Genomic DNA, 20,329 nt, shown 5'->3' with positions numbered 1-20,329 from the left:
CTCATTATGGATGATATACTATTATTTTAATAATTTTCCAAATTATGAGGAGGTTTTTCAATGAAAAAGGTACGGAATGGAATATGGATGTTTGTTACACTCGTTCTCATGCTATCTTTACTTCCAGAAATGTCTGTTAAGGCGGCAGCCGATCCTATCATTAAGGTTAAATTAAAAGGCTATCTTGGTAATAAATCCGAGATTACTGTCGAACCGGAAGTCACGTACACTACGAATCTAGCAAATGTAAAACTAGAATCGAACAAGAAGTATACGTTGAGGGTCAGCGGTACGGACATTGTTGTTCTGACAGATTCAAAAGAGATAGGCAAAGCTTCTGAGATTGAAGTGAAACCTGAAACAGGGAACGGTCCACTTTCGATTAATGGGCGTACATACTTAGGTAATTTACGTTTTATTATGGAAGATGGAAAATTCATCCGTCCATATAACTCAATTGGTCTTGAAGATTATTTAAAAGGGGTTGTTCCAGCTGAAATGCCGGCTTTATGGAATCAGGAAGCCTTAAAGGCACAGGCTGTTGCGGCAAGAACCTATGCGATGAGCTACATCAACAGAACGCCCGACGACACAATGAGTTACCAGGTATACGGTGGCTACACTTGGCACGAAAACTCAACAAAAGCTGTTAAAGCAACAGAAGGTCAGGTCATCGGTTATGGTGAAAAACAACATATAGGTTCAGATGCTCTTTTTTCCTCTAGCAATGGAGGGAAAACCGAGTCCAACAATAATGTTTGGATTGGTACAGAGTTACCATATTTAATGGTCAAAGACGATCCATATGATCCGCAAACTGTGTGGAGTTTTAGTGTAAAAAAGCAACAAATAGACCTTACAAATTTAGATTTGACAAAAGCAGATACATGGTGGGCTAATACCAAGGAAGTTGAACAAACACCAGTAATTTCTAATATAAGAGCATGGCTACAGAAAAATGGATATACCGGCAAAGACATTAAAATAACGGCTGTCCCTCACCTATCCCTTCACGCACTAACAAGTGGCAGCAGGGTGAGTAAAGGAAGTATAAAGATTGAATTTATGGTGAAAGAAAAAGGGAAAGCGTTACAGCAAAGTGTAATATTAGAAGATGTATCGGCTTCGAAAATTAGAGACATTATCGGTCTGAGCATCATGAAAAGCTTTTTAGTAGACAAAGTGGATACAGCAAGGGATGTGATTAACGTTTCAGGCAAGGGATACGGCCATGGTGTCGGACTAAGTCAGTATGGCGCGAAAAAGGCTGGCGAAAAGGGAAATACGTATCGCGAGATTCTTGCTTTCTATTATGAAGGGACAAGCTTAAAACAAGCTTATAAGCCCGAGCCTGAAGAAGTAGAACCAGTCAAGCCAGAACCGGCACCTATCATTCCAACGCCAATTCCAACACCAGCTCCGGATCCCGCACCTAAAGATGAAACAGCACCAATGATTAATAGTTTAAAGACCCATTACGATTCTAAAACAAACCAAGTCAAAATAACCTTTGATACAAGTGAACAAGCGAATGTGACAGTGGAAGTTAAGGATGAAAAAGAGCAAATCATCGCTTCTCTTGTCAAAGGGGATCAAAAGCCGTCAGGATCGCAATTAGCCATTTGGGATGCATCAGAGGTAAGTAACGGTTCATACACCTTTGAAATTAGAGCGATTGATAGTAGTAATAATGCAAGTTCAGCATCTGTTCCATTTTCATTAACAAAGCCTGACACAGTGGCTCCAGTTATTAAAAATACAAATACCTCATATGACTCAAAAACAAATAAAGTTTTCCTGAAGTATGAGATCAATGAAAAATCAAAGGTTACCGTGCAAGTAAAAGACGCAAAAGGAAAAATCGAAGCTACTCCGATCATTAATGAAGAGAAAAATGCCGGTGTCCAATGGACATCGTGGAATGTATCGAAGGTTATGAACGGTAAATACTCATTTGAAATTGCAACGATCGACAGCAATCAAAATAAAAGCTCAGCAACGGTTCCATTTACTTTAACGAAACCCGATATAACGGCACCTTCCATTAATAATATAAAAACCTCATATGATTCAAAAACGAGTAATGTTGCTTTGAAGTATGAGATTAATGAAAGGGCGAAGGTAACCGTTCAAGTAAAAGATGCAAAAGACAAAATCGTGGCGACACTAACCAATAATGCTACAAATAATGCCGGTATCCAAAGTGCATCATGGAATGTATCAAAGGTTTCGAACGGAAAGTATACGTTTACCATTACAGCAATTGATCCAAGCCAGAACAAACGTACAACGACGACTTCCTACACTTTAAACAAACCGGCAGTGAAGAATATGACTGGTATGGTCAATGCTACAAAGTTGAATGTCCGTTCCAAACCAACCACATCTGGGAAAGTTCTTGGCTCTTTGAAGAAAAACCAAATCGTTACCGTAATTAATAAGAGTAGCTCTTGGTACAAAATTCAGTACGGTAAGGGAACAGGTTATGTGCACGCAAAATACCTAACGAACGTCCGATAACGAAATCAATCAGTGAAAAGCCGTAATAAAAAATTTGGTGAGCACTGAAAAAGACCATGAATTCTTAAAAGTCATGGTCTTTTTCTATATATTTCATTTCCGATAGTAAATTCAGTCTGAAACAGCCTCTTATTGGGGTCCCCACCGCATCGCCATCAAGATAAAAAATATTAAACACTCCAAAACGAAAAAAGAGCTACTTTTTCTGTAAAATCAATCAATAGAAAATAGAATTTTTTCGTTATGGGGATACAAATATATCTTAGCTTGATGGGAATGTGGAGGTACCCTTAATGAACTAACGGGGCAGGATAGTTCTACAAGCACAGTGTTTTCGAACTATGATGAACCTCTAAAGGAATTTTTTGAAACTTGTTGAATTTCTATAGGTAAGGCTCAATGAAAGGTGGAAAACAATGAAAATAACCAGTTCTCCTATTAATAGTAGAATAAACAATGTTTTTATCCATGTTAGAGATTTAAAGAAATCAGTTGAATGGTATTGCAATCTCCTTGGCATCTCGCGAAATAATGACTCTGTAGAATCACCTGTTTACAATATTCCTGTAACAAGTGAAACTGGATTAACTTTAGATGACCATACGTTTGATCCTAATTTTATATTTAAGCCATCCAATAATGTCTTATTTAATTTCTACGCAAAAGATATAGACGAAGCTTACCAATTTATCAAGAGTAATAACATAGCCATTGTTAAAGAAATAGAGCGTATTGGAAATTTTGCTTATTTTAACTTTCAAGACCCAGATGGTAATGTACTTATGATTTGTAATGGTTAATGTTCTTAGGAAGTAGCCGGCTCACTACTCCCTTTACTTAAGTTTTTTCGCACTTCCTTTTAACTTCACAGTTTGTGTCAACGCTACAATAAGGCAGGTTGCTGAAGCTGCCTTTTCTTATGGCAGGAGACAGATTTATTTTCTAACCAGGCTGCTGGACGGGAGCAAATCATAATAGTATGTATGTTAGTTCTAAAATTGACTGCAAACGTAAATTCAGATGCTCTCATTCCCCGTCTTTGAAGAGCCAGTGGAAGTTTGAATCACTTTATCGAAACTCCCATGTTTCTCCTGGACTAATAAACCCACAGCATCCATCACGATTGAAAAATTTATCAAGAACCAGGCACTACAAAAAATTTTCATCATATATAGGTGATATCCGTTAGGATTTGATGAGGAGGATATCATGCAACCTATGTTACCTATGGAAAAATATTTTGGGCAGTTTGAACTGGTGCATGCTTTTTATGGGGCTATGCCTACAGGTGTCAGCGTTTCCGAAACCGGTCGTATTTTTGTATGCTTTCCGAAATGGGGAGACGACGTTCAATTTACTGTGGCGGAAATTGTTGAGGGTGAATTGCAGCCTTATCCCAGTGTAGAAACCAATTTAGTTAATACTGGGAATATTACGATGTCTTTCGTCAGTGTCCAAAGTATCGTTGCTGATGGAAGAGGGACACTTTGGGTACTAGATACAGGGGCACCAAATTTTTCTGAACCTATTCAAGGGGGAGCAAAATTAGTTGCTGTTGATTTAAGCACGAATACAATAAGGAGAGTATATACCTTTACAGAAGATGTTGTCTTGCCAACAACTTATCTGAATGATGTCCGTTTGGATTTTCGGGTTGGAAGAGCAGGCTATGCATATATAACGGATTCTTCTTCCAGAGGGCCAGGGGCTATTATCGTCGTAGATTTAGAAAATGGGAACGCGTTTAGACGGTTAAATAGGGCAATATCAACTTCACCTGATCCCTATTTTTTACCGAAAGTAGAAGGTGAAATTTTGATGAATCGAAACCCGGACGGCTCGACTTTCCCATTTAGATTGGCTTCCGATAGTTTAGCGATTTCTCCTGATGGAAAGGTTTTATTTTATGCTCCGCTAACCAGCCGTCAGCTGTTCTCGATCTCAACAGAAGCCCTAAGAGACAGAAGGATACAGGACCTGAATTTATCCCAATATGTGCAGTATTTGGGGGAAAAAGGTGCGTCTGATGGAATGATCACCGGCGCAAAAGGAACCGTTTATGCGGGAGACTATGAAAACAATAGTATCCGGAAGATATTGCCGAATGGCGCAATGGAAACCATCGCACATGACCCCAGAATTTTATGGCCGGATACTTTTTCGATTGGCCCCGATCAATACTTATATGTCATTGTGAATCAATTACATCGGCAGGCGAGATTTCATTATGGAAGAGACCTGCGGGAAAAACCATATAGTTTACTTCGTATGAGAATTGATGAATTCCCTGCTCCTACCTTTTCATAGTAATCGTAAACGAAGGTAGCTATCCCCCATCAGGGAGCTGCCTTTTTTGTAAGATATTCCCGCAACTGTCCTATGATAAAGAAGTGACTTAACTCAAATTGAAAAGCCTGCTTCATCTTAGACTTAAAAAAATAAATAAACACCATAGGCATGATGCTACATAAGTATCAACTTACGGTAAGAGGAAAAATTTTGAACAAAACTAGGAGGTAATCAAGGGAAAATTAGTTCACCTCGAAATTCATGTGGATGACATGGAACGGGCAAAGAATTTTAAGGTGAGGTATTTGGATGGTCATTTCAAGATTGGAGTGATTTCGCAGGAATGCCTTACTTGGGAGCGTGACTGGCGATGAGAATGAACCTGGGAAATGGTGCTTTGATGCAGCGTCAAAGTCCTCCGCCGGAAGCTGGCCAAGCTCTTAATGGAGATGCTTGTACAATGGGTGTCGATAATTATTACGAAGCGGAAGCCAAAATTCTTGAGATTGGCGGCAAGGTCGCATTGCCCAAATATGCACTGCCTGGAATGGCGTGGCAAGGATACTATATTGATACCGAAGGGAATATATTCGGAATTCATCAAGCTGATGAGAATGCAAAATAGGATCCATGTTTGGTGAATAAAGATTGATCGGGAACCACCCTTTTGTTTCCTACGCGGGGTGGTTTTCTTTGCTGAGAAAGAGATATGAGATTGCCTGGAAACAATCCCTTTCACACTTCTTTTAGAAATTCCACGATAATCACCCAAATTTCCAGAATGGAGACAAGAGAAACTTCTAACCACCAAATGGAGATGAAACTTTCTTTATTAATAAAAAGTGACAGTGCATTGCGCCCATAGAAGTTGACATGTATTAATTTGGGAAAACCTGCCCACCAAGTTTTTATATTCGTTCTCGGGCGCGATTCTTGAATAAGGTTCGCTTTTCTTATAGAACTAACAGGCTAAAATCGGAGCTGTCTTTAAGGCAGCTCTTTCTTTATGCAGAATAGCATTCCTGAAATGATTTAAATTAGCAGCAAGGTTTGTGGAGAATTCTACGGGAGCGTTTTTCGGACTCAGATTAGACGTAATTAATTATTAGTATATGCAAAAAATTACAGTGAATAGAATTAGACGTATTATTTTGCATAATTACTTTTTTAAAATTAAACAACTAAAAATATAATTTAAGATCTCTTTAGTGGTTCTTTTTTGTATCTTACATAATGTTCAAATTGTTTCCGGATAGCCTCGCAGGATCTAGCTAAAATGGGACTGATCATCGTATCGTTCACGATTAAAGATGTTCGGGATAAAAATGGATATCTTGAATCGCTCGGAAAGCCAAGGATTGCCCAGGTGAAGAGGGATGCCGATATAGCTACCGCCGAGGCAGAGAAAGAAACGCGAATCAAGGTAGCGATTCTGATCCGCGCCTGGCTGCTGCTTCTGGCAGATACCATCGAAAGAAACATCCTTGAACCCGAAGGCATACCTGCGGGAATTATGATCGCTTTAATAGGGGCTCCTTATTTTATGTATTTGTTGATGAAGAAGTAGGAGAAAAAGCACAATTTTTGTAAAAGCTGAAGATGTCTTCAGCTTTTTTGTTTGCCTTATCATCTTCAAATCTCTGGCGCAGGGCAGATTGGAACATAATATAAGCCCGAACTGCGAAATATAAGGATACATGCCCTTACACGAATCCTACTTAAGCATGATTGACTTGGTTTTTTCATTTGATATAGTTTTAGGATGCTAAAGTGAGAAGATAAGATCAGACAAAAAAAAGAGCCTTCTGCGAAAGGGGGTGCCTCCTGTGAAAAGCATACAAAGCCGTTTATTGATCATGCTGCTGATTTTCATCGTTCTGCCCTATTTCCTGTCCGTTTTTTTCATCTACACTTATACAAAAAACAGTGTGGAGCAGCATGAACTTGAAAACAGTCGGGAGCAGCTTCAGAAGAATGCGGATGAACTGGAGCAGTATTTTGACGACATGATTGATTTTCCATATATTCTGTACCGAAACCCTGATCTGTTTCGGATTTTTAATAACGGCTTCGAAGACTCCATTTATTTCAGCCCCATGACCACGGAAAAGAGTCTCGAAACCTTTTATCTAATGAGAAACGAATTCCGGCAAATCCGTTTCTATATTGCTAAAAACAATGAGTCATTTACTGTCTATAATGCAATGATCAGCACACACAGGTATCAGCCGAATTTTCTGAACCAGGACCCGATCAAACAGCTGTATACATCTGACTCACAATATTTGATTGAGCCGCCCCACCCTCTTGAGAATTACAATAATGCAGCCATTGTTCCAAAATCGGACAAAACGATGGTGATGACTTTTCACCACAAAATTATAGACGTTCTTTCTAAAAAGTTTCTTGGGATGATTACAATCGACATTGATTTGGGCGAATATGCCCGCATTTGCAATAACCTTGTCCAGGGAGACGCTTCTTCTGTTTTGCTTATTGATTCAAAAGATCGCGTCATGTATGCAAATGATCATGCCCTGATTGGAAAACCTCTTCCTACCGATCAAAAGCAACTTCTTGACGGGAATAGGAGCCGGCATGATGACGATATTCTCTTATCAAAGGAGTTATCAGGGTCACTGAACGGCTGGAAATTGATTAAGATCATGTCGAGTCAGGCTTTATATGAAGATGTCAGGAAAACCGCCTATACCAATATCCTGGTCGGCATCGGCGTAGGAATACTGGGTTTGCTGATGATAGGCATTATCTCAAATAGGATTACCCGTCCCATTACGAGGCTGAGCAGCAAAGTCCGCTCCATTGAAGGCGGAAATATGAATGTCCCTTTTGATGATACCAAAAGCGATGAAATTGGCCATTTGGAGTCACACATGAAGGACATGATGAACCGGATCAATTCCCACATTGACCGTGAATATAAGCTTGAAATTGAAAACAGGAAGAACCAGTTCAGGGCGCTAAAATCACAGGTCAATCCTCATTTTCTGTTTAACGCTTTACAATCCATCGGTGCTGTTGCCCTCAGGTCGAATGCACCAAAGGTCTATCAATTGCTGACTTCGCTGTCCAAAATGATGCGCTACTCAATGCAGGCAGATCAATGGGTACGGGTTCGGGATGAAGCTGAGTATACAAAAGCGTACCTCTCCCTTCAAACAGAGCGTTTTGGTGAAAATGTAAGTTACTCGATCAATATCGATGAGTCCATTTTGGACATGACTATTCCTAGTATGATTCTGCAGCCCCTAGCAGAGAATTTCTTTAAACACTCGTATGAGGAAGGTTACAGCAACGCTCATTTGTCCATTAACGGGGAAAAACAAGGAAATGATCTGTGCTTTACTGTAGAGAATGATGGTCCGGGGCTGACGGAAGAAGAGCTTCAGAGTCTACGGGAACATATCTATACACCCCCTTACGAAGGGACTTATTCGCATGAACATATAGGCCTGAAGAATATTCGTGACAGGCTGCTTCTAGGGTATGGACCAAGTGCAGAAATGAAAGTAGATTCGAATGACGGACAGGGGGTTTCCGTCAGTATGAGGATCCCGATAAAGACCGCCCTTGGGAATGATAAAGACTTACTTCAGGAAAGGAGATGAATACGGTGAAAGCACTGATTGTCGATGATGAATTCAATGTGCGGGACGTCATACGCCATTTAGGCCAGTGGGAAACTTACGGCATCACCAGGCTATTGGAAGCCAAAAATGGCCATGAGGCAAAATCACTGATTGAGGAAGAACGCCCGGAGATTATCTTTACAGACGTGAAAATGCCCGGTATGGGCGGAATCGAACTGATTGAGTGGCTGGATTCCATTTCCTATCCGGGGAAAGTTATTTTCATTACTGGATATAATGATTATTCCTATATGCGTAAAGCCATTCAGCACAGCAGCTTTGATTACCTGCTGAAGCCGATTGAGTATGAGGCGTTCAATCATACACTGGAAAAATCGGTACAGGCCTGGAAGGATGACTTTGAACATGCTGAAGTGCTGGAAGATGTGAAAAAACTGCGGAGAAACCAGTTAGCCACTGCGATATGTATGGGGGACCGTTCAGATCCAATCAGCCTTGCCGAGTTTCTTCCTGAATCGGAGGGCTATAAGCTGACCCTGCTCTCCTTTTACCAGATGCACAATCCGGATCACTATATCCAAAAGCTTTCAGATGAGCTTACGGAACGCAAATTAGGAAATGCGTTTTCCCTGCAGACGGACCTTAACCTCTGCCTTGTTATCACCATTCGCGATCAATGGCTCTCCGTTGAGGAATGGATCAGCCAGGAGTTCGATATTCCTGTAAGGCTTGTAACTGAAGAGCAGGTCAAAACTTTATCGGATATCAGGACCTCGTTTCAGGCTCTGCAGAAAAAGCTCGAGGAACAAAACTTCCGATCCATCCACCGTCTGGATGAAATAGATGCCGCCCGCCGCATGGAAGACATGGTTTCCTATGTTGACATGTATTATATGGAGGATTTGAGTCTGGAAAAGCTGTCGAATGTCTTCTTTTTAAGTCGCGAGCATATCTCAAGAAAGTATAAGCAAGAAACCGGAATGACCCTGTCCAAATACATCACGGAGCTTAGAATCAGCCAGGCAAAATCGTGGCTGAAAGAAAAAGACAAAAGCATTTACTCCATCTCGACCATGCTTGGCTATCAAGATGAAATCTACTTTTCAAAGCTATTTAAAAAGGTCGTCGGCATGACGCCTTTTGAGTTCAGGAACAAGAACGATCAACATGAATCTAAAGGGGTGACATGATGAAAAACAGGTTTTTATCCCTTTTGTTAATCGGAGCCGTCAGCCTGCCTCTTTCTGCATGTCAGGACGAAGCCCCACCGGAAAAAACGGAAAAGACAGAGCGGAAAATCACGCTGGATTTAAGGAATCCGAAAGTGGAAATCTCCACTCAATTTGAAGAAATGACGCGTGCTTATGAACGGGAAAATCCCCACGTCAATATCAGGGTACATACAGTTGGAGGCGCAATGGATGACCTCGCCGACCTAAAAGCCGAAATGGCGACCGGCACTGGTCCGGATATCTTTACAAACAGCGGCTATGAAAATGCCAAGCTGTGGCGGAACTATCTGGAGGATCTCTCAGGGGAGCCCTGGATTAATCAAGCATACAAAGAAGCCCTGACGCCGGTCACATTGGACGGGAAAATTTACGGAATGCCGGTTAACCTTGAAGGGTATGGCTTTATCTATAATAAGGATCTATTTAAACAAGCAGGCATTACTGAACAGCCCGCCACTCTTTCTGAACTGACAGCAGCTACCGAAAAGCTACAGAATGCAGGCATTACTCCCTTTGCAACAGGCTACTATGAAGACTGGAAATTGGGCGACCATCTGATGAATGTTGCTTTTGCCCAGCAAAAGGATACTGATGCTTTTATAAGAAATTTAAATAACGGAACGGAAAAAATCAGTACCAATCAAACATTTAAGGATCTCCTTGCCCTGCTGGATCTCACCATAAAGTACGGAAACGATAATCCACTGTCAACGGACTATACAATGGAAGTGAATCTGTTTACCTCCGAAAAAGCAGCCATCATTCAGCAAGGCAACTGGATTCAGCCGATGATCGATCAAGCTTCGCCTGACATGAACATCGGTTTTATGCCGATTCCGATTAATGACCGACCTTTAAAGGAAGCCCTTGTCGTCAGCGTTCCAAATTATTGGGCCGTAAATAAACAGTCCATTCCTGAAAAGAAAAAAGAAGCCAAGAAGTTTTTAAATTGGATGGTGTTGTCAGAACAAGGAAAACGCTTCATGACGGAAGAATTCAAATTCATTCCTGCGTTTAAGAACATTAAAACTGATGATATAGGGCCGCTCGCAGAAGAAACTCTTCGAAATTACAAAGATGGGAACACCATCCCATCTAACTGGTTTCACTTCCCTGTTGGAATTAGAGAAGAATTCGGAGCCGCGACTCAGCTCTATGTCGGGAAACAGCTGAACCGCAATCAGCTGCTCAATGAATATCAGAAGTCCTGGGAGAGGTTTTCGAAGGAATAGCCTCTTGCCGGGGCTTTTTTTGCCTTCCACAATTGCGATATCAATATACGACTAAATTTCAATCAATATGTGGCATACCTCTCTTTTCAGGAATCGCCTATAATTCTACTGTACTAGCAAACAACGAGGAGGAAGAACTTATGAACTTTAGCAGGCTTGCCAAACAGGCAACAGCAGGAATACTCAGTACTGGCATTCTATTAGGCGGTACTGTTACCCAATCATTTGCAGCTCCAAAGGATCCGGCAGATTACAAAGAAACGTACGATACTTCACAAATCACTCGATCAGCTATGAAAGAGATGATTAATCAGCACGGTGATACTAGATATGCCGTTCCTAAGTTTGACGAATCCACAATTAAAAACATCCCTTCTGCCAAAAAAGTAACGGAATCAGGCGAAACCATTGATTTAGATGTGTGGGATACATGGCCATTGCAAAACGCTGATGGAACTGTTGCAGAGTACAAAGGATATCATATCGTTTTTGGATTAGCAGGCGATCCTAAAAACGCGAGTGATACGTTCATCTACATATTCTACAAAAAAGTGGGCGACGACTCCCTTGATGCTTGGAAGAATGCTGGAAGAGTATTTGATGACAATGATAAAAACGTTCCAAATGATCCTTACCTAAAAGAGCAAGCAGAAGAGTGGTCAGGTTCTGCAACCTTCACTGAGGACGGGGAAGTTCGCTTATTCTATACAAACCGTGAACCGTATATACCTGAGTCAGGAAATTATGGGAAACAAACGTTAACAACCGCTCAAGTAAATGTTTCAGAGCCAGATTCTGAAACATTAAAAGTGGATGGTGTTGAGGATTACAAATCCATCTATGAAGGCAAAGACAGCAAGTACTATCAAACTGTAGATAAATTTGTAGAGGACGGAAATTCCGCTGATAATCATACCTTCAGAGACCCTCACTATGTAGAAGACAACGGCCGCAAATACCTTGTATTTGAAGCAAATACGGGTACAGAATATGGCTACCAAGGCGAAGAATCGCTATACAATAGAGCTTATTATGGCAACAGCAATAAATTCTTCCAGAGTGAAAAAAACAAACTTATGCAAAGCCCTAAAAAAGAGTTAGCTGAACTTGCAAACGGTGCAATTGGAATTATTGAAGTAAACGACGATTATACATTGAAAAAAGAAATGAAGCCATTGATTGTTTCAAATACGGTCACAGATGAAATCGAACGTCCAAACATCTTTAAAAAGGACGGCAAGTGGTATTTATTCACAAGTTCAAGAGGGTCAAAAATGACCATTGATGGAATCGATAATCAAGATATTTACATGTTAGGTTACACGTCAAATTCCTTAACTGGCCCATATAAACCATTAAATAAAACGGGCATCGTCCTGCATCAGGATCTAAATCCATATGACATCACTTGGAATTATGCACACTATGCAATCCCGCAGGCAGGCAGTGATAATGTTGTAGTGACTAGCTACATGACAAACAGAGGTTATTTTGAAGACAATAAATCTACCTTTGCCCCAAGCTTCCAGCTTAACATTAAAGGGAATAAAACATCGGTAGTAAAAGACAGTATTCTTGAACAAGGCCAGATTACGGTTAAGTAGTTACCAGTGAAAAGAAAAAGAAAATGTCAGGAAAACTTGGCATTTTCTTTTTTCTATTTTAAAAGAAAAAAAGTGGTGAGTTTAAGTGAACAAAAAGAAATATAAGATGGTTGGATTATTCGTTCTTGGATTATGGATGGTTATTAGTACAGGAATTTTGATTCATTCATTTTATAAAACAAAAGAAGCTAATCCGCCAAATAAGGTAGAAAAGCACTCATATCGGGCTGCCTATCATTTTACTTCTGCTGATCATTGGAAAAACGATCCACAGAAGCCCGTTTACTATGAAGGAAATTATCATTATTTTTACCTCTATAATGGAGATTACCCGGATGGCAATGGTACAGAATGGCGACATGTTACCTCTAAAGATTTGATTCACTGGAAGGATGAAGGAATTGCCATTCCAAAATATACAAATCAAAATGGGGATCCATGGACAGGGTCAGTCGTTGTAGACAAGGAAAATACAGCTGGGTTCGGGAAAGACGCTTTTGTGGCGATCGCAACACAACCCTCTAAGGATGGCCAGAAACAAGAACAATTTCTATGGTACAGTACGGACAAAGGAAAGACGTTTACCTCTTACAGTGACGAGCCTATTATGAAAAATCCAGGAACGAAGGATTTTAGAGATCCAAAAATCATCTGGGATAACACGAATCAAAAATGGGTCATGACCATGGCCGAAGGATCGAAAATAGGATTTTATGAGTCTGATAACCTGAAAGATTGGCGCTATACGAGCAGTTTTTCCACTAAGAACATTGGAGTTTTAGAGTGCCCTGACCTTTACCAGATCCGCGCTGATGACGGGACAGTAAAGTGGGTGTTGGGCGTCAGTGCAAACGGAAAAGCAGCAGGGAAACCCAACACCTATGCATACTGGACAGGAACGTTTAATGGAACAGAATTTCTTTCAGTTAACAATGAACCGCAATGGCTAGACTACGGTTTCGATTGGTATGGCGGAGTAACGTTTGAAGATGGCAAGGCCAGTGACAAATTAGACAAACGCTATGCCCTCGCTTGGATGAATAACTGGGCCTACGCCGACAATACGCCGACATTAAAAGAAGGGTTTAACGGAATGGATTCGATTGTCCGTCAAATTGAACTAAAGCGTGAAGGCGAGAACAAGTATTATCTTTCTTCACAGCCTTCAGAAGCATTAAAAGAATTGACAAGCTCAACGAATTCTTTTGATAAAATCGAAGTGGATGGCTCGGAAACACTTGATGTTAAAGGAGATGCCTATCAAATAGAGGCAGATCTCTCATGGTCGGATTTTAAGAATGCAGGATTTAGGCTCAGGGAGTCAGATGATCAAAAACGCCACGTTGACGTAGGCATTTCTGCAGAAGGAAATTACTCTTATGTCAATCGATTATTCACAGAACAACCTGACGAAACCAATCAGTTCGTTGAAAGTACTGCACCATTTGATGTCAGTAAGAAGAAGGTTCATTTAAAGATTCTCGTCGATAAAACGAGTATTGAAGTTTTTGTGGATGATGGAAAGGCTGCTTATTCAAACTTAATATTCCCTCATGCTGAAGATAAAGGAATTACTCTCTTCTCCGAGGGCGGCAAAGCGATCTTTAAGAATGTGAAGGTTACACATTTTGATTCGATTAATTGAACCTCATCTTGGCAGATACCTTTCATATGATTACACATACATTCTTTTATAAGAAATGACTCTTTTATTCAGAATCTACATTTTCCGAATAGGTAAAGTACCTACCATTAGTTTATACGATACTGATTATTGATCCACAAAAAAACTCTTTATTTGTTTCGAATAAAATTCTAGTGTTTTTATGAGTCCAGTTCATCTTGAATCATCCTATAAACCTGGTGCCTCACATGCTGGTATTAATATAGGAGTAATCAATTCCTACACAGCTCCTCATCAAATGGTGTAAGCATTTCCTCTGTGGATAGTTATTGGAAGTAAGATATTTAGGAACAAAAAGAATGTAATAGAGAAAGAGGCTTTTGAACAGTTTGGGCAAGCGGCCGTAATATACATGAATTTGAAAATGCCGGAGTATGCAAAACAAGTCGCAAGCCCGCTTAGTAATATCGACAAGATCACTGTAGTGGATACAGGTGACGCGAAAGTGATTGGATATGCTACGGATTTAATGGCATCATTGCAGGAGTCATTAAAGGCATCCTCGGGAATTTTATGTCAAAGACCTGCTTGAGAATTTCTCAGGAAAGCAAAATTTACCGTTTACCACAATCAACCAGGAGAATGTCGAAGCGAATATGAATATGGGAGCAGGCAAGGAAGAATAACAGTGAATAATAAAGTGAAGAAAGGTAAGAGCACATATTTGCTCTTACCTTTTTTTGAATAGTTTGGCTTATAAAAGGCATGATCAGTATATCTAACAAATATGTACGAAAAACTCGGTTTTCATGTAATTCATCATGATATAACTTGGATAACAAGTACAACATCAGTAAAAAAGGGAGCTTGTTTTTAAAACAAACTCCCACTTATAAAAGATTATTGGTGCTTCAAGGTTGTGTTAGTTTTTTTTGCAGGAAATCCTCGGTCGAAATTACATTGGCATACATACCGTTAAGTGCACTGACAAACGAATAATGAACCTGTTCAGCTGGAACGACCTTATCTTGATAAGATAAGTCTCTTGTCGCACATGCATCTTCAATAAGTGTAGTTTCAAAGCCTAGTTCCACTGCAGCTCTGACTGTGGCATCAATACACATATGCGTCATCATACCTACAATCACTTGCTTTGTTACTCCTTTATCTTTTAATCTGCTTTCTAATTCAGTCTGTAAAAAACTGTTAGGGAAATGTTTTATGATAATGCTTTCGTGTTCTAATGGTAGAACAGCTTCATTTAGTTTAACTCCCTCCGTATTCGGAAGAAAGAAGCCTAACCCTGGATCACTTGCGACATGCTGGACATGAAAAATATTATCTTTGTTATTCTGTCTAAACCATTCAAGAACTTTAGCAGCATTAGCCGCTGCTTTTTCAGGGTTGCTTAATTCCATCTTTCCATTTGGAAAATAGTCATTTTGAATATCGACAATGATTAAAGCTGTGCTCATTTTTTCCACCTCTTTAAAAAATTTTAGTACAATATAATGATAAATGATATATTGAAATCTATCGATACTTTGATGAAATACTTTTATATCAATGCATTTCATGGTGAAAGGAGTTTATTATGGAACTTGATAACATTGATTTTCAGATCCTTCGGTTATTATCCGAAAATTCACGTATTCAATGGAAAGACTTAGGTGAACAAATTCATATGACGGGACAAGCAGTAGGAAATCGTATTAAAAAACTTGAGGAAAATGGTGTAATTAAAGCCTATTCTCTAATAGTCGATGAAATGAAATTAGGACTTTCTTATACAGCATTTGTCATTATTTATATGAAAACAGCAAACCATGATTCATTTATACGTTTTATTAATGATAGAAATGAGATAGTTGAAGCTCACCGAGTATCGGGAGAAGGCTGTTACCATTTAAAAATAAAAGTTAACTCTCAAGAACTATTGAATCTTTTTCTTAATAAAATTCTCGATTATGGGAACTATTCTATATATCTATCAATACAAGAGATTAAGCAACATAATCCGTTGACTGCCACAATATAATATATTTTTTTATTCTTAGGAGGATAATGTATCCCAATCGTCTTGAATCGTTCCAAGTAGGGTGCTGGAACAGTAGCTATGGGAATTGTCTTTTTACGTATCGTAGATCCAGAAGGGAAAAGTAAAACGCTAGTTGATTATGCGCTTGCTTATGTTGGTGTTGGAATGGTTGATATCGTAATTGTTAGTTTAGCTCCTGTTTTGATGATGACAGGCCAACATGAATTGTTTACGTTAGTTACCGTAGTAGCAGGATCTGCTATCATATTATTCACAAAATGTCGAGGAATGCGGGTAAAACCAGAAATCCGCCAGCAAAGAGGTGGCAAAGAGATATAGTGTAGACTTAAACAAGGGGAAAGATTGTTAAAGAAGATGGTCAATGAACTTAATCTAACAACATGAAACCACCAAACCAAGGTGGAAGTTTATTAATGTATTGAGGAAATATTGACAAATTACTGTTCTTTTAAGCTGGTTACAGAAACACTCTGTTTTTTATTTGGATAATCAACGGAATGGATTGTAGCTGTTCCATTTTGTTCATCTACGTGCTCAATGTAGATACTTTTCTCATTGTAGGTTACATTAGCCATAATTGGCGAAGAAGCAATTTCTTCTGTTCGTTTAGCCACCTCATTTGGTTTGGAACAGTTATAATATTTGTTCCAATTTCCTTAGATGATACTTGTTTTATTAAAATACTTCCAAGAACCCATACACCCTTACTGAACTAATAGGGGTGCATACTTCAAAAAGGGAGGTTGCTGAGGCAGCCTTTTTCTTATGGAACAGGCTAGCATTCCTGAAGTTCGTTATTTTTCAGCTTTGAAAAAAATAGGGCTCCTCAGTAAGATATGAGTAAGACATCACACTAACCCAAAACCCTAGGAGGAAGCCTAATATGAAGTTTAAAATGCAAGATAAACAAAATCAACTAAACGATAGAATTTCCATTGGGGTGGATATTGCCCAACAATTACATGTGGCTAGGGCAGTGAATTCCCGTGGAATTGTAATCGTAGACCCATTAGCAATTGAAAATAATGAAGATGGATTTGCTGGTTTAATAAAATGGATGGAGGCAGCCATTGTGGGAGTGGAGCCTATAGGCATCGCACACTAAGGTTATTGTATTTCTAACTCTTTGACAGTTTCGCCTTCAATTAACACTGGTTGATAATAGGTTTCGTTTGGTAAATCCTTCTTTCCTTGTAATTTCTTAATGACCCAATCAGCTGCATCATGTCCCATTTGTTCTTGTGGGTGTGTCAATGTCGTTAGTTTGATATTAGCATTTTTCGCAATATAAGAATTGTCCTGGCCAATAATCGATAATTGTTCGGGAATAGAAATATCAAGTTGTCTGCATACATTTGCTACTTCCAACCCTACCTCGTCGTTATAGCAAACAATGGCAGTCAACACCTCTCTATTTTCATTTAGGAACTCTTTCAAGTTTGTGTATAGGTCTAGCTTCGTTTCTGTAGTATACGAAAGCAATTGCTCTGGTTGAAAGCGTAATTTGGCTTCTCCAAGTGCTTTTATATATCCCTTCATTCGATACTTTCCTTGTAAATCATCCATTTTCGAAATGATTCCAATTTGGGTGTGTCCTTTCGAAATCAGTTCTTTTGTTGCGAGGTAGCTTGACTGCACATCATCCAGGCAAAAGAAAGGAACCTCTAATTCTTCATAATAGGCGTTGATCATGATGAATGGAACCTCTTGTTCCTTAAACAATAGGTAGTAAGCGATGTTGGGATTGTATAGATTGCTTTTTGTAGGTTCAATGATCAAACCATCCACGCCAAATGACAACATCATTTCCAAGGCTTTTTTTTCTTGTTCGACATCATTATTTGTACTGGCTAATAGTAACGAATAATTATCTTCATTCAATCTTCTTTCAATTCCGCGGATAATAGAAGGGAAAATGTAATCAGAAATGTAGGTCGTGATAACACCGATCGTTTTATTTTTGGAATTGCCACCAGATGATTGATATTGGTTACTAACATATGTGCCAGATCCTTTTTCACTTCTCAAGAATCCCTCGTTTGATAATTCTAAAATGGACTTTCGTACTGTGTGTCGGCTAACGTTGTACATTTCTTGCATGACGGATTCAGTAGGAATTTGTTCGCCTACACTATATTCACCTGTAAGGATTTTATTTTTTAAATCATCAATGATTACCTGATACTTTGGTTTCATTAAACCTCACTTCTTTCATAGTTGTTTGCATTCTAATTTATGCGCTTAAAATATTTGTGCGGACATATTTTAACATAATTTTGAATGAATTAAAACAAATCATCTTATTTTTTGTATAAAGTTATAAATTCCCCCTATTTACCCTTAGATTTCATGTCGTATAACTTCCTTATTACAAATTGATGACTTTAAGGTGAGGATGGAGTATTTCGTCTTAAAGTTGTAAGTATAAATAATATAAACCGTTGACAAATGTACGTACAAAAAATATAATATGGTTGTTAATACATTTAAGCGCCTCCTTTTATTGAAAGCGCTGACAGAAGGGGGATTAACGTGCAAACGAATATATTAAAAATTAAACAAGCGATTACCGGGGGAGAAACTTCACTTGGAATCGAATTTGGATCCACTCGTATTAAAGCGGTGTTGATTGATAATCAACATGAAACTATCGCATCTGGAAGTTATGAGTGGGAGAACCTATTGGAAGATGGAATTTGGACGTACAACTTAGTGGATATTATCACAGGTCTTCAAACAGCTTATAGTGAAATGAAGCAAGAAGTTGAACGGAATTACGGAATTACCATTCGAAAAATAGGTTCTATTGGATTTTCTGCAATGATGCACGGGTATATGGCTTTTGACAGTACAGGGGAGCTACTGGTTCCGTTTCGAACTTGGCGTAACTCAACAACAGGTGTTGCAGCAAAAGAACTAACTGATCAATTTCAATTTAATATTCCTGAACGATGGAGTATTGCTCACCTTTATCAAGCAATATTAAATGAAGAGAAACATTTGCCTCGCATTGATTGTATTACGACTTTGGCTGGTTACATTCACTGGTTATTGACTGGTAATAAAGCAATTGGCATTGGAGATGCTTCAGGCATGTTCCCAATTGATGAATCAACGCAAGATTACAATGAATCAATGGTCAAGCAGTTTGACGATTTAATTGCGACGAAAGGTTATCCTTGGAAGCTAAAAGAGATTCTTCCTAAAGTCTACATTTCGGGCGAGCAGGCGGGTGAATTAACTGAAATTGGAGCGAAAATCCTGGATAGATCAAGAAATTTACAACCAGGCACTCCAATTTGTCCACCGGAAGGCGATGCGGGGACAGGAATGGTTGCTACGAATAGTGTGAGGAAACGTACCGGAAACATCTCAGTAGGAACTTCCGTTTTTGCGATGATTGTACTAGAGAAAGAACTTTCAAAAGTTTATCCAGAAATTGATCTGGTAACTACACCAAACGGAAGTCTCGTTGGAATGGTTCACGCGAATAACTGTTCAAGTGATCTGAATGCTTGGCTGGGATTGTTCCGTGAATTTTCTGAGGCAATGGGACAAAAGGTTGATATAAATAAATTATTTGAAGTAATGTTGAATAAAGCTTTGGAAGCGGATCCAGATGGTGGCGGTTTGCTTAGCTACGGTTATTTCTCAGGTGAAAATATCACAGGATTAGAAAAAGGGCGACCATTATTTGTTCGCTCGCCTGAGAGTCAATTCAATTTAGCAAACTTTATGCGGACTCACCTTTTTACTGCTTTCGGTGCTTTGAAAATCGGAATGGGTATTTTGACAAAAGAAGAAAATGTTGCAATTGATCGTATTTTGGCTCACGGTGGTTTATTTAAAACCCCTCTTGTTGGACAAAAAATTGTTGCGGCTGCAATGAATACTCCAGTATCAGTTATGTCAACAGCAGGAGAAGGCGGCGCGTGGGGAATGGCGATTCTTGCATCTTACATGATGAATAAAGATCAAAAAGAAAGTTTAGAAGACTTCCTCGACAAAAAAGTATTCGAAGAGGTTGATGGACAAGAAATTTATCCTGATCAAGTAGATGTTAAAGGATTTGAAGCATTTATTGAAAGATACAGGAAGGGTTTAGTGATTGAGCAGGCCGCTGTAGACAATTTGATGTTATGAGTGGAAAACTGGAGG

The 20,329-nt window shown here is 39.3% G+C and carries 14 protein-coding genes and 4 pseudogenes; 15 read left to right on the top strand and 3 right to left on the bottom strand.

Features of this window, described 5'->3' with window-relative positions; all coding sequences use genetic code 11:
* Positions 1 to 60 precede the first annotated feature (60 nt).
* The 11 genes and pseudogenes from ACQKMF_RS19015 to ACQKMF_RS18965 all read left to right on the top strand — a co-directional run.
* Positions 61 to 2,520: a SpoIID/LytB domain-containing protein gene (locus ACQKMF_RS19015; protein WP_427574451.1), complete on the top strand. Its 2,460-nt coding sequence runs from the start codon at positions 61 to 63 to the stop codon at positions 2,518 to 2,520.
* 416 nt (positions 2,521 to 2,936) lie between these two features.
* A complete protein-coding gene (locus ACQKMF_RS19010) occupies positions 2,937 to 3,320 on the top strand; it encodes a VOC family protein (RefSeq protein ID WP_427574449.1) in 384 nt (127 codons plus the stop codon).
* A gap of 409 nt (positions 3,321 to 3,729) precedes the next feature.
* Positions 3,730 to 4,827 carry an L-dopachrome tautomerase-related protein gene (locus ACQKMF_RS19005; RefSeq protein ID WP_427574447.1) on the top strand — a complete coding sequence of 366 codons (1,098 nt, stop codon included), beginning with the start codon at positions 3,730 to 3,732 and terminating at the stop codon, positions 4,825 to 4,827.
* Positions 4,828 to 5,081: 254 nt separating this feature from the next.
* Positions 5,082 to 5,434 (top strand): annotated as a pseudogene (locus tag ACQKMF_RS19000) (VOC family protein).
* Positions 5,435 to 6,058: 624 nt separating this feature from the next.
* Positions 6,059 to 6,376 (top strand): annotated as a pseudogene (locus ACQKMF_RS18995) (iron chelate uptake ABC transporter family permease subunit); the annotation flags it as partial.
* Between the two features lie 259 nt (positions 6,377 to 6,635).
* On the top strand, positions 6,636 to 8,438 hold the full coding sequence (locus ACQKMF_RS18990; RefSeq protein ID WP_427574445.1) for a cache domain-containing sensor histidine kinase: 1,803 nt from the start codon (positions 6,636 to 6,638) through the stop codon (positions 8,436 to 8,438).
* A gap of 5 nt (positions 8,439 to 8,443) precedes the next feature.
* Entirely contained in the window at positions 8,444 to 9,610 is a 1,167-nt protein-coding gene (locus tag ACQKMF_RS18985) for a response regulator transcription factor (protein ID WP_427574443.1), read from the top strand.
* Positions 9,610 to 10,884 carry an ABC transporter substrate-binding protein gene (locus ACQKMF_RS18980; protein WP_402937396.1) on the top strand — a complete coding sequence of 425 codons (1,275 nt, stop codon included), beginning with the start codon at positions 9,610 to 9,612 and terminating at the stop codon, positions 10,882 to 10,884. The genes ACQKMF_RS18985 and ACQKMF_RS18980 overlap by 1 nt, the downstream gene beginning before the upstream one ends.
* 140 nt (positions 10,885 to 11,024) lie before the next feature.
* Complete coding sequence (locus tag ACQKMF_RS18975) at positions 11,025 to 12,488, top strand: glycoside hydrolase family 68 protein (protein ID WP_402937394.1); 1,464 nt, start codon at positions 11,025 to 11,027, stop codon at positions 12,486 to 12,488.
* 106 nt (positions 12,489 to 12,594) lie between these two features.
* Complete coding sequence (locus ACQKMF_RS18970; protein WP_402940065.1) at positions 12,595 to 14,133, top strand: glycoside hydrolase family 32 protein; 1,539 nt, start codon at positions 12,595 to 12,597, stop codon at positions 14,131 to 14,133.
* Positions 14,134 to 14,485: 352 nt separating this feature from the next.
* A pseudogene (locus ACQKMF_RS18965) lies at positions 14,486 to 14,798 on the top strand (flotillin family protein); the annotation flags it as partial.
* A gap of 225 nt (positions 14,799 to 15,023) precedes the next feature.
* Here the strand turns inward: ACQKMF_RS18965 and ACQKMF_RS18960 are convergent.
* Positions 15,024 to 15,587 carry a cysteine hydrolase family protein gene (locus ACQKMF_RS18960; RefSeq protein WP_427574441.1) on the bottom strand — a complete coding sequence of 188 codons (564 nt, stop codon included), beginning with the start codon at positions 15,585 to 15,587 and terminating at the stop codon, positions 15,024 to 15,026.
* 119 nt (positions 15,588 to 15,706) lie between these two features.
* Here ACQKMF_RS18960 and ACQKMF_RS18955 point away from each other — a divergent pair, with 119 nt between their 5' ends.
* Together ACQKMF_RS18955 and ACQKMF_RS18950 are read left to right on the top strand one after the other, a co-directional pair.
* Entirely contained in the window at positions 15,707 to 16,150 is a 444-nt protein-coding gene (locus ACQKMF_RS18955) for an Lrp/AsnC family transcriptional regulator (protein WP_101225146.1), read from the top strand.
* A gap of 78 nt (positions 16,151 to 16,228) precedes the next feature.
* Complete coding sequence (locus tag ACQKMF_RS18950; RefSeq protein ID WP_402937389.1) at positions 16,229 to 16,489, top strand: hypothetical protein; 261 nt, start codon at positions 16,229 to 16,231, stop codon at positions 16,487 to 16,489.
* A 119-nt stretch (positions 16,490 to 16,608) separates the two neighbouring features.
* On the opposite strand, the gene ACQKMF_RS18945 is transcribed toward ACQKMF_RS18950, so the two are convergent.
* Positions 16,609 to 16,785: a small acid-soluble spore protein H gene (locus ACQKMF_RS18945; protein WP_427574438.1), complete on the bottom strand. Its 177-nt coding sequence runs from the start codon at positions 16,783 to 16,785 to the stop codon at positions 16,609 to 16,611.
* 269 nt (positions 16,786 to 17,054) lie between these two features.
* On the opposite strand from ACQKMF_RS18945, the pseudogene ACQKMF_RS18940 reads away from it, so the two are divergent.
* Positions 17,055 to 17,264, top strand: a pseudogene (locus ACQKMF_RS18940) (IS110 family transposase); the annotation flags it as partial.
* Positions 17,265 to 17,278: 14 nt separating this feature from the next.
* Here ACQKMF_RS18940 and ACQKMF_RS18935 read toward each other — a convergent pair.
* The gene (locus ACQKMF_RS18935; protein ID WP_402937385.1) at positions 17,279 to 18,367 is read right to left on the bottom strand and encodes a GntR family transcriptional regulator; all 1,089 of its coding nucleotides are present in this window, start codon (positions 18,365 to 18,367) and stop codon (positions 17,279 to 17,281) included.
* A gap of 336 nt (positions 18,368 to 18,703) precedes the next feature.
* On the opposite strand from ACQKMF_RS18935, the gene ACQKMF_RS18930 reads away from it, so the two are divergent.
* Positions 18,704 to 20,314: a xylulokinase gene (locus ACQKMF_RS18930; protein ID WP_402937383.1), complete on the top strand. Its 1,611-nt coding sequence runs from the start codon at positions 18,704 to 18,706 to the stop codon at positions 20,312 to 20,314.
* The last annotated feature ends 15 nt before the right edge of the window (positions 20,315 to 20,329 follow it).

Origin of the sequence: Peribacillus sp. NPDC101480 (assembly GCF_050277335.1) — a bacterium.
GTDB lineage: Bacteria > Bacillota > Bacilli > Bacillales > DSM-1321 > Peribacillus.
The sequence above is the reverse complement of the archived record's forward strand: the minus strand, read 5'-3'. Positions and strand labels throughout refer to the sequence as shown.

Excerpts from the sequence above, each read along its gene's own strand:
- ACQKMF_RS18960 (WP_427574441.1), bottom strand. The coding sequence starts at position 15,587 with ATGAGCACAGCTTTAATCATTGTCGATATTCAAAATGACTATTTTCCA.
- ACQKMF_RS18955 (WP_101225146.1), top strand. The coding sequence starts at position 15,707 with ATGGAACTTGATAACATTGATTTTCAGATCCTTCGGTTATTATCCGAA.
- ACQKMF_RS19015 (WP_427574451.1), top strand. The coding sequence starts at position 61 with ATGAAAAAGGTACGGAATGGAATATGGATGTTTGTTACACTCGTTCTC.
- ACQKMF_RS19010 (WP_427574449.1), top strand. The coding sequence starts at position 2,937 with ATGAAAATAACCAGTTCTCCTATTAATAGTAGAATAAACAATGTTTTT.
- ACQKMF_RS18980 (WP_402937396.1), top strand. The coding sequence starts at position 9,610 with ATGAAAAACAGGTTTTTATCCCTTTTGTTAATCGGAGCCGTCAGCCTG.
- ACQKMF_RS19005 (WP_427574447.1), top strand. The coding sequence starts at position 3,730 with ATGCAACCTATGTTACCTATGGAAAAATATTTTGGGCAGTTTGAACTG.
- ACQKMF_RS18975 (WP_402937394.1), top strand. The coding sequence starts at position 11,025 with ATGAACTTTAGCAGGCTTGCCAAACAGGCAACAGCAGGAATACTCAGT.
- ACQKMF_RS18950 (WP_402937389.1), top strand. The coding sequence starts at position 16,229 with ATGGGAATTGTCTTTTTACGTATCGTAGATCCAGAAGGGAAAAGTAAA.
- ACQKMF_RS18935 (WP_402937385.1), bottom strand. The coding sequence starts at position 18,367 with ATGAAACCAAAGTATCAGGTAATCATTGATGATTTAAAAAATAAAATC.
- ACQKMF_RS18970 (WP_402940065.1), top strand. The coding sequence starts at position 12,595 with ATGGTTGGATTATTCGTTCTTGGATTATGGATGGTTATTAGTACAGGA.